This window comes from Mesorhizobium sp. M4A.F.Ca.ET.090.04.2.1, assembly GCF_003999085.1.
GTDB lineage: Bacteria > Pseudomonadota > Alphaproteobacteria > Rhizobiales > Rhizobiaceae > Mesorhizobium.
The window spans coordinates 1-9,586 of record NZ_RZOT01000202.1 but is presented as its reverse complement, the minus strand read 5'-3'; the positions used below and the strand labels follow the sequence as shown (position 1 = coordinate 9,586).

Sequence of the window (9,586 nt, the reverse complement as noted above, 5' to 3'; positions counted from 1 at the left end):
GTGTAATGAGCAAGATCGAGACGATCGGCATCGTGGGCGCGGGCCAGATGGGCGGCGGCATCGCCCATGTCTCTGCGCTTTCCGGCTACAAGGTGCTCATCTACGACATTTCGCCCGAGCGCATCGAGAAGGGCATCGCCACGATCAGCGGCAACATGGCGCGCCAGGTGGGCTCCGGCAAACTGGAGGAGAAGGCCCGCAACGAGGCGATGGGACGCATTTCGGCTGCGTCCGCGATGGCCGATCTCGCCGGCGCCGATCTGGTGATCGAGGCGGCCACCGAGGACGAGACGGTCAAGCGCAAGATTTATGCCCAGCTCTGCCCGCAGTTAAACCCCGAGGCGATCCTGGCAACCAACACCTCGTCGATCTCGATCACACGGCTTGCGGCGCAGACCGATCGGCCAGAGCGGTTCATCGGCATACATTTCATGAACCCGGTTCCGGTGATGAAGCTGGTCGAGCTGGTGCGCGGCATCGCCACCGAGGACCAAACCTTCGAGGCCGCCAAGACCTATGTGAGGCACCTCGACAAGACGATCACCGTCTCCGAGGATTTCCCCGCCTTCATCGTCAATCGCATCCTGTTGCCGATGATCAACGAGGCAATCTACACGCTCTATGAGGGCGTCGGCACGGTCGATGCGATCGACACCGCCATGAAGCTCGGCGCCAACCACCCGATGGGACCGCTGCAGCTGGCGGACTTCATCGGCCTGGATACGTGCCTGTCGATCATGCAGGTGCTGCATGAGGGCCTGTCGGATTCGAAATACCGCCCTTGCCCACTGCTGGTGAAATATGTCGAGGCCGGCTGGCTCGGCCGCAAGACCGGCCGCGGCTTCTACGACTACCGCGGCGAGCATCCGGTTCCGACGCGCTGATCCCGGCTTTCAGGACGCCGCCGCCAGCGGCTTGGCCGCTTGCGCCTGTTCGCCTTCGGCGTCCTCGTCCGGCGCCGTGGAAACACAGCCTCGTCCGGCCGCCTTGGCCGCATAGCAGGCCGCGTCGGCCCGTGCGATGATCTCGTCAACCTCGCCGCAGCCGGCGCGGATCGGGGCCAGCCCGATGCTGGCGCCGATCGAATGCGCCCGGCCGTCCCAGGTGAAATTCAGGCCGCGGATCGCGTCGATGATGGAACACGCCGCGATTCTGGCGCCAGCCGCGGAGCCCGATTTCAGGATGACCGCGAATTCGTCGCCGCCGAGGCGGGCGACAAGGTCTCCCGGGCCGAGCACGCCACGGATGGCATTGGCGACTTGCTTCAGCAGGGCATCGCCGGCGGCGTGGCCGCCCGTGTCGTTGACCTGCTTGAAATGGTCGAGGTCGATGAACATGAACTGATGCTCGCCGTCTCCGGCGGACGCCGTCGCCCCGGTCTTGCCGCTTTGATCGGCAAGGTCCTCCATGGCGTGGATGAAACTCGACCGGTTGGCAAGGCCGGTGAGTGCGTCATGCGCGGCAGCATGGGCGAGTTGGCGCTGCAGGGCGCGCGCATCGGTGAAATCCTGGAACACGATGACCAGCCCGCAGAACTCGGCTCGCTCGTTGATGATCGGCGACACGACCTGCCGGATGCTGCAGCGAGTGTCGTCGCGCCGGATCAGCACCGCGCGGCTGTTGTGGTCCGCCGGGCCAGGGCTGCCGGCCGGGGGTCGCGCCACGCCGATCCGCTGTCCCGTTTCCTCGTCGACGGCCCAGTAGACATGACCGAGCGTCTTGCCGAGACCGTCGCCCGCCGCGACGCCGGTCAGCTTTTCGGCGATGGGATTCATGAAGGTGACGCGGTTGGCGGCATCCGTGCAGATGACGGCGTCGCCGATCGACTGCAGCGTCACCCTCAGCCGTTCCTTTTCGTCGGCCAGCATCGCCGCCGAGACGATGAGCCGCGCTTCGGCCTCCTTGCGCTGGGTGATATCGGTAAGGCTGCCAATGGCCCGGGTCAGCCGCCCATCGCCGTCACGCTCGAGAGCCTTGCCGCGGTCGAGGATCCAGATCCAATGGCCATACTTGTGGCGCATGCGGTACTCGGCCTCGAAGAACGGCGTCTCGCCGGCGAGATGGGCGCGATCGGCCTCGTCGACAATCGCTCGGTCGTCCGGATGGATCATCGCCAGCCAGCGATCGGGGTCGCCGTCCAGCTCGCCATCGGCATAGCCCAGCATCTTCACCCAGGTGGCGGAATAGGTGGTGCCGCCCTTGCGCAGATTGAAATCCCAGACGCCCTGGCCGGCGCTGGCCAGCGCGAAATTCCAGCGCGTTTCGGCCTCCGCGATGCGCGCCTCGGACTTCTTGCGGGCGTCGATGTCCTCGATCTGCGACACCAGATAGAGCGGCCGGCCGCTCTCCTCGTCGCGGATCACCGACCCGGCAAGCTGCGCCCAGACCGGCGTCCCATCCTTCCTGAGATATCGCTTCTCGAAATGGAAGGAATCGATCTTGCCTTCCTTCAGGCTCACCATCGTGTCCCGGCCGATCTGCAGGTCGTCGGGATGTGTGATCTGGAAAAAGGTTTTCGCCTCGATCTCCTCGCGACTGTAATCGAGCATGGCGGCGAAGGCCGGGTTGGTCTGCACGATGCGGCCATCGAGCCCGACGATGGCGACGCCGATTGCCGAGTCCTCCATGGCGCGGCGGAAGCGCTGCTCGCTTTCGGCGATCTGGCGGCGGTCGTCGACGATCTGGCGGATGAAGAAGGCGGCGAGGAACAGGGACGCCGCGATCATGGCGTCTGACACCTGCAGGCTGAGCTTGAGGGTCTCGGCGCCGAGATCAAGGCGCGACGACAGGATCGAGGCCGCGGCGGCGACAAGGCCGACCGCCATCAGGATCAGCGCTGCGTATCTGCCGGCCCGCGGGCCTTTCCAATTCCACCACGTCACAAAGTGTTCCACCCCAATGCGCAATCGCACGCCGATGCAACCCTGGCGGATCGATTTTAAGGAAAGGTTGCATCGGGGACGCAAGCGACGATGCTAACCGGCAAACAATTGCCGGCATGATTAAGGATCGGTGTGCGCGGCGCTACCAGCGTACGAAGAACCGCCCGCCGAGCGCTCCGAGGCCGGTGAGGATGATAACCGCGATCGTGTACCAGGTGGCGACGAAAAGCGGAGAGTCGTCGAAGCAGTGCACGGCATAGAAGGTCGCCGATACTCCGCCGGCGAGCAGGCCGGCGACCGCGCCCGCCAGCACCGGCCGCGTCGGAGCGCCATGGCGCAGCATCCTCAGGAAGACGGCGAGCGGCCCGAGGCCGATCAGCGGGATGAAGGTCATGCAGATCATCATGTTGGAGCCGACCAGCCGCGTGCCCCATTCGACCCGGGGCACCACGAAAAGTTCGAGGATCACCGCCACGGCCACCAACACGGGCGCGACGGCCATCCACGCCATCGCCCGGGAGGTCGGCGCACCGGGGCTCGACAGGGCCCGGATCAACACGAAGGCGCTGACGGCGAGCGCGATGGTGAAGACGAATTTGGACAGGAACCGCATGGTGTGCATGGCCGACATGAGATCGGGACGCGGACCGATGGTTAGCCAGAACACCGCCGCCGCGATTGCCCCCGCCGCCGCGATGGCCATCCACCAGGCGGAGCCGAGCGGCATCGCCTTGCCGCGGACATCGGCGTCGAGCGCCTTGATGAGATCCTCGGTCCTCATGTCACTGTCGTCCGAACCGTTTGGCTATGGCGGCAAGGCCGCGATGCAGCGACACCCTGACCGCCGTCTCGCTGATACCGAATTTCGCCGCCGTCTCGCCGATCGAGCGGCCCTCGACCGACACCGCCGAGACCACCGAGCGCTGCGCCGGCGGCAAGCTCTCCAGCACGCGGTTGATGTCGCGTTCGCTCACCGTCTCGGTTTCCGGCTCGGCGAAGGTCTCGGCGATCTCGTCGATCTCGACCTCGATGCGCCGCCCGCGCCGCCGGAAGGCGTCGATCAGCTTGAAGCGCGCAATGGCGTAGATCCATGGCAGCACCGGCGCGTCCTGGCGCCAGGTATGCCGTTTGACGTGAATGGCCAGCAAGGTTTCCTGCACGACATCCTCGGGGTCGACCCCGCCCTGAACGATCTTGCGCCGGGCAAAGCCGCGCACGAGAGCGGCCGTCCGCGTTAGAAAGCCGGCGTAAGCCGTTTCGTCTCCCGCGATCGCGGCCTTGAGCAACCGGGAAAGCTCGGCCTCGTTGTTGCCGGTCACAAGAGTTTTCTCCCCCGATGTTCGCGCCTCGGCGCTGATTTGTTACGTGGCCGGCGAAATAATGTCCAAGCCAAAGTGCCGCAAAATCACGAAAGGTTGCGCCCGGCGACCGAATGAAGCAGGCCTGCAATGTTGACTAGCTTAATCAGGTATTGGTAGGTGCAGCCGTGCCAACCAAGACCATCAGATCGAGGACGACGCCCATGAGAATAGCCCTTTCCACGCTTGCCGGCGCCACGGTGCTGGCGCTCGGCCTGTTTGCCGCCCCGGCCATTGCCGAGGATGCCGGCATCGTCGTCTACAACGCCCAGCACGAGAGCCTGGCCAAGGAATGGGCAGCTGGCTTCACCAAGGAAACCGGCATCAAGGTCACGCTGCGCAATGGCGGCGACAGCGATTTCTCCAACCAGATCGTCGCCGAGGGCGCGGCCTCGCCAGCCGATGTGTTCCTGACCGAGAATTCGCCCGCCATGGCGCTCGTTGAGGCTGCCGGCCTGTTCGCGCCGGTCGACGCCGACACGCTGGCGCAGGTGCCGCAGGAGTACCAGCCGGCCACCGGCAAATGGGTCGGCGTTGCCGCCCGCAGCACCGTCTTTGCCTATGACAAGACCAAGCTCAAGGAAGACCAGTTGCCCAAGTCACTGATCGACCTCGCCGATCCGAGCTGGAAGGGCCGCTGGGCCGCCTCTCCATCGGGCGCCGATTTCCAGGCCATCGTCAGCGCGCTGCTACAGCTGAAGGGCGAGCCCGCCACGACCGACTGGCTGAAGGCGATGAAGGAGAACTTCACCGCCTACAAGGGCAACAACACCGTGATGAAGGCGGTCAATGCTGGCGAGATCGAAGGCGGCGTGATCTACCACTATTACTATTTCGGCGATCAGGCCAAGACCGGCGAGAACAGCAAGAACGTCGCGCTCCACTATTTCAAGAACCAGGATCCGGGCGCCTTCGTTTCGATCTCCGGCGGCGGCGTGCTGGCTTCGAGCAAGTACCCGAAGGAAGCCCAGGCGTTCCTGAAATGGGTGACCGGCAAAGGTGGCCAGGACGTGCTGAAGAACGGCACCTCCTTCGAATACGCGGTCGGCAAGGGCGCTGACTCCAACCCAAAGCTGGTGCCGCTGGCCGACCTGCAGGCGCCGAAAGTCGATCCGACGACGCTGAACTCCAAGAAGGTGACCGATCTGATGACGGCAGCCGGCTTGCTTTAGTTCGCGTTCGTCCTAAAAGGGCAACCGACTGCGCTCCTGCGGGACTTCGCTTTCCGCGGGAGCGCTCTGTTTTAGAGATGGCATCGTCGATGACGACAAGCTGCGTTCCTGGCTGCGATCAGCGCGCCTTCGGCCACCTTCGTCCGCGGGCCGATGCGGCGCGGCGTCCGGTCTGATGCAAGCGGCGGTCGACCTCATCCATTCGGGCCTGCCGGCGGCGGGGCGCCCGCGACGCCGGCGATCGACGTCCTGGATCCTGCTTGCCGCCGCTTTGGTCTCGCTGCTTGCGCTGCTGCCGCTGGCCTTCATCATCTGGATCGCGGTCCAGACCGGCTGGGAGACGGTCTCGGCGCTGATCTTCCGTCCGCGCGTCGGCGACCTCCTGATCAACACGATCCTGCTGGTGGCGCTGGCGGTTCCGATCTCCATCGTCCTTTCGGTGGCGCTGGCCTGGCTGACCGAGCGCAGCGACCTGCCCGGCGCCCGCCTGTGGGCCTGGCTGTCGGTGGCGCCGCTCGCCATTCCGGCCTTCGTACATTCCTATGCCTGGATCAGCCTGGTGCCGGGACTGCACGGCCTGTGGGCCGGCGTTCTCGTCTCCGTCATCGCCTATTTTCCATTCCTCTATCTGCCCATCTCCGCAGCGCTGCGCCGGCTCGACCCCGCACTGGAGGACGCGGCCGCCGCCCTTGGGCTCGGTCCGTGGCGGGTCTTCGCGCGCGTCGTGCTGCCGCAGCTCAGATTGGCCATTTGCGGCGGTTCGTTGCTGGTCGGCCTGCATCTGTTGGCCGAATACGGCCTCTATGTCTTCATCCGGTTCGACACCTTCACCACGGCGATCGTCGACCAGTTCCAGTCGACCTTCAACGGGCCGGCCGCCAACATGCTCGCCGCCGTGCTGGTGACATGCTGCTTCGTGCTGCTCGCCCTGGAGGTGCTGGTGCGCGGCGAGGAGCGCTATGCCCGCGTCGGCTCTGGGGCGGCCCGCCAGCAGCGGCGCGCCAGCCTCGGCCGCGCCACGCTGCCTTGCCTGGCGCTGCCGGCCATCGCCTCGCTGCTTTCGCTGGGCGTGCCCTTCATCACCATCGGCCGCTGGCTCGTGGCCGGCGGCGCCGAGGTCTGGCGCCTCGACGAAATCAGCCTGGCACTCGGCCAGACGCTGTTCCTGGCGATGGCCGGCGCGCTGCTCGCCACCATCGCCGCCATGCCGATGGCCTGGATTTCGATCCGCGCGCCAGGGCCGCTGCAGCGCCTGCTCGAGGGCTGCAATTATATCGTCGGCTCGCTGCCCGGCGTCGTCATCGCGTTGGCGCTGGTTACCATAACCGTGCGCGTCGCCATGCCGCTCTACCAGACGCTCTTCACCATCCTCTTCGCCTACGCGCTGATGTTCCTGCCGCGCGCTTTGGTCAGCCTCAGGGCTTCGATCGCGCAGGCGCCGGTCGAGCTCGAACGCGCCGCCTCGAGCCTCGGCAGGGCGCCGCTCAAGGCACTGTGGTCGACGACCATCCGGCTTTCAGCGCCGGGTGCCGCCGCCGGCATGGCGCTTGTGGCGCTCGGCATCATGAACGAACTCACCGCCACCCAGATGCTGGCGCCGAACGGCACCCGCACGCTGGCCATGGCCTTCTGGTCCTACAGCGGCGAGATCGATTATGCCTCGGCCGCCCCCTATGCCTTCATCATGGTGGCGATGTCGCTGCCGCTGACCTGGCTGCTCTATGTCCAGTCGAAGAGGATGGCCGGACGATGAGCTTCCTGGAACTGTCTGGCGTGGCCAAGCACTACGGCCCGGTGGCGGCGCTGGCCGGCGTTGACCTCAGCGTCGAGAGCGGCAGCCGCACGGCGATCGTCGGGCCATCCGGATGCGGCAAGACCACCTTGCTCAGGCTGATCGCCGGCTTCGAGGCGCCGGACCGGGGCAAGATCGTGCTCGATGGCGAGGTGCTGGCCAATGGCGGCGCTGCCGTGCCGGCGCACCGGCGCGGCATCGGCGTGGTCGCGCAGGACGGGGCGTTGTTCCCGCATCTCACCATCGCCGACAATATCGGCTTCGGCCTGGCGCGAAACGCCGAGAAGCGTGCCGAGCACATCGTCGAGCTCGCCTATATCGTCGGGCTCGACAAGGCGATCCTGAAGCGCCGCCCGCACGAGCTCTCCGGCGGCCAGCAGCAGCGCGTGGCGCTCGCCCGCGCCATGGCCATGAAGCCGCGCCTGATGCTGCTTGACGAGCCGTTCTCGGCCCTCGATACCGGCTTGCGCGCCTCCATGCGCAAGGCAGTGGCCGAGTTGCTGGAAGCCGCCGGGATCACCACCATCCTCGTCACCCACGACCAGGCCGAGGCGCTGTCCTTCGCCAGCCAGGTCGCGGTGATGCGCGACGGGCTTTTCTCGCAGGTCGGCACGCCGCGCGAACTCTATTTCCGGCCGAAGGACAGGATGGTCGCAGAGTTCCTTGGCGATGCCATCATTCTGCCGGCGAAGATCGCCGACGGTTTCGCTATCTCGCCGCTCGGCCGCATCGCCGTCGACACAGCCGAACGCCGCGATGTCGCCCGAATCATGCTGAGGCCGGAACAGGTGCTGTTGAAACGGACCTCGCGTGAAGGCATGTCGGGAACCCCGGACATGCTGTTCGGCGAGGTGACGGAATCCGAATTCGCCGGCTCGATGTGCACGATCGCCGTGCGGCTCCTGAACAGCCCCGACCCGCCGGACGCGGCGGCGATCGGCAACACGCCGCTGATCCTGCGCAAGCCCGGCATCGACGCGCCGGCGCTTGGCGAGATCGTGCGGCTGACCGTCTCCGGCAAAGCGCATGTTTTTGCCTGAGCTTCCAAGCCAAGGCGTGTTGAGATTCAGATCAGGCCGGCACCGCCTGAATATCGACACGCCTTAACGTACCCGCTCGCCCGTCGCCGGCGACCAGAGTGGCCAGGTCTCCAGAAAATCGTGGCTGTGCACGACGACGCGCTGCCCATCGATGTGGATAATCGAATAGGCGGGCGGCGCCTGCTCGACAACTTCGTCGCCCACCAAGTCGAGCACGAAGCGGGCGTGCAATCCGCGCTGCGCGGCAAACGGAATGCCGGCGACTGTGCCGGCTATGTCGCGATGGACATGGCCGAAGAAGATGTAGCGGACATTGCCGTGCCGCGTCAGGACCTCGAGCAGCCGATGCGGCTGTTCGAGCCCGAGCGGATCGAGCAGCTCGAGGCCAAGCTCGATCGGCGGATGATGCAGGAAGATATAGGCCCGGCGGCCCGCCGCCTCGCCGAGCCTGGCATCCAGCCAGGCCAGCCGCCTGTCGCATAATTCGCCGGTGACGCGGCCCTCGGCCAGGCTGTCGAGGAACAGCAGCGATGCTTCCTGCGTGTCGAAGACCGACTGCACGAAGCCATTCTCGTCGGTTGGATTTCCGGCAAAAGCCGCGACCAGGTTGGCGCGCCTGTCGTGATTGCCGGGCAGCAGCCGATATGGGACTGAAAGCCGCGCCAGGGCTGATTGGAGGTCGGCATAGCTCTGCGCCTCGCCGGATTCGGTCAGGTCACCGGTGAAGACGCAAAGTGCCGCATCGCCGTGGCGGGCATTGATATGGTCGATGCAGCGGTCGAGCCGCTCGTGCAGGTCAGCGCCAAAGCGGATCTCGCCGCGCCGGCCGAGATGGACGTCGGTGACCTGGATGACTTTCATTGCGCGACCCTTCTTCGATCGGACAGGGAGTTGCCTTGCCGTCCATCGCAGCCGGCCGAGCGCTTGATCAGAGCGCCGGCACCGGCATCGACGCCTTGAAGACGTCAAGGCGGCTTCCCGTCTCGGACGAGAAGAAGTGCAGGTCGGCCTCGGAGAACTGCAGGCCGACGGCGCTGCCCGGCGCGGGATGGACGGTTTCCGACGTCACTACCGAAAACGCCGCACCGTCGAGATCGACATAGATGACCCGCCCGGCACCGAGCTCTTCGACCAGGTCGACGGTCGCGTCGAGCGCGCCCGGCGTGCCGGGGGCGACGATGCGCACGGCCTCCGGCCGGATGCCCACCGCGATCTTGCTGCCGACCGGCAGGCCCGCGCGCGAGACGTTGAGCTTGCGGCTGCCACCGAGCAGCGACAGGCCATCGAGCGTGACCTCGCCTACCAGCATGTTCATCGCCGGCGCGCCGACGAAGGTGGCGAC

Annotated in this window: 9 protein-coding genes; 4 read left to right on the top strand and 5 right to left on the bottom strand. The window is 66.1% G+C overall.

Annotation, left to right across the window (positions count from 1 at the left end):
- Positions 1 to 5 precede the first annotated feature (5 nt).
- Positions 6 to 884, top strand: a complete 879-nt coding sequence (locus EN781_RS15990; protein ID WP_126058112.1) for a 3-hydroxybutyryl-CoA dehydrogenase — start codon at positions 6 to 8, stop codon at positions 882 to 884.
- Positions 885 to 893: 9 nt separating this feature from the next.
- Here EN781_RS15990 and EN781_RS15985 read toward each other — a convergent pair whose 3' ends face one another.
- The 3 genes from EN781_RS15985 to EN781_RS15975 form a co-directional block, all read right to left on the bottom strand.
- Positions 894 to 2,882 (bottom strand): PAS domain S-box protein, encoded by a 1,989-nt coding sequence (locus EN781_RS15985; RefSeq protein WP_245455366.1) that lies wholly within the window; start codon positions 2,880 to 2,882, stop codon positions 894 to 896.
- A 142-nt stretch (positions 2,883 to 3,024) separates the two neighbouring features.
- Positions 3,025 to 3,663: an NrsF family protein gene (locus tag EN781_RS15980; RefSeq protein ID WP_126058111.1), complete on the bottom strand. Its 639-nt coding sequence runs from the start codon at positions 3,661 to 3,663 to the stop codon at positions 3,025 to 3,027.
- 1 nt (position 3,664) lies between these two features.
- Positions 3,665 to 4,201 carry a sigma-70 family RNA polymerase sigma factor gene (locus EN781_RS15975; protein ID WP_126058110.1) on the bottom strand — a complete coding sequence of 179 codons (537 nt, stop codon included), beginning with the start codon at positions 4,199 to 4,201 and terminating at the stop codon, positions 3,665 to 3,667.
- 203 nt (positions 4,202 to 4,404) lie between these two features.
- Here EN781_RS15975 and EN781_RS15970 point away from each other — a divergent pair, with 203 nt between their 5' ends.
- The 3 genes from EN781_RS15970 to EN781_RS15960 all read left to right on the top strand — a co-directional run bounded on the left by EN781_RS15970 (position 4,405) and on the right by EN781_RS15960 (position 8,244).
- The gene (locus EN781_RS15970) at positions 4,405 to 5,412 is read left to right on the top strand and encodes an iron ABC transporter substrate-binding protein (RefSeq protein WP_126058109.1); all 1,008 of its coding nucleotides are present in this window, start codon (positions 4,405 to 4,407) and stop codon (positions 5,410 to 5,412) included.
- A 175-nt stretch (positions 5,413 to 5,587) separates the two neighbouring features.
- Positions 5,588 to 7,165 carry an iron ABC transporter permease gene (locus EN781_RS15965; protein ID WP_189347608.1) on the top strand — a complete coding sequence of 526 codons (1,578 nt, stop codon included), beginning with the start codon at positions 5,588 to 5,590 and terminating at the stop codon, positions 7,163 to 7,165.
- Complete coding sequence (locus EN781_RS15960; protein ID WP_126058107.1) at positions 7,162 to 8,244, top strand: ABC transporter ATP-binding protein; 1,083 nt, start codon at positions 7,162 to 7,164, stop codon at positions 8,242 to 8,244. The genes EN781_RS15965 and EN781_RS15960 overlap by 4 nt, the downstream gene beginning before the upstream one ends.
- Before the next feature lie 63 nt (positions 8,245 to 8,307).
- Here EN781_RS15960 and EN781_RS15955 read toward each other — a convergent pair whose 3' ends face one another.
- Both EN781_RS15955 and EN781_RS15950 read right to left on the bottom strand, forming a co-directional pair.
- Positions 8,308 to 9,105, bottom strand: coding sequence for a phosphodiesterase (locus EN781_RS15955; RefSeq protein ID WP_127400137.1), 798 nt, complete (start codon positions 9,103 to 9,105; stop codon positions 8,308 to 8,310).
- 67 nt (positions 9,106 to 9,172) lie between these two features.
- On the bottom strand, positions 9,173 to 9,586 hold a 414-nt coding region (locus EN781_RS15950), incomplete at its 5' end, for a TOBE domain-containing protein (protein WP_127400136.1).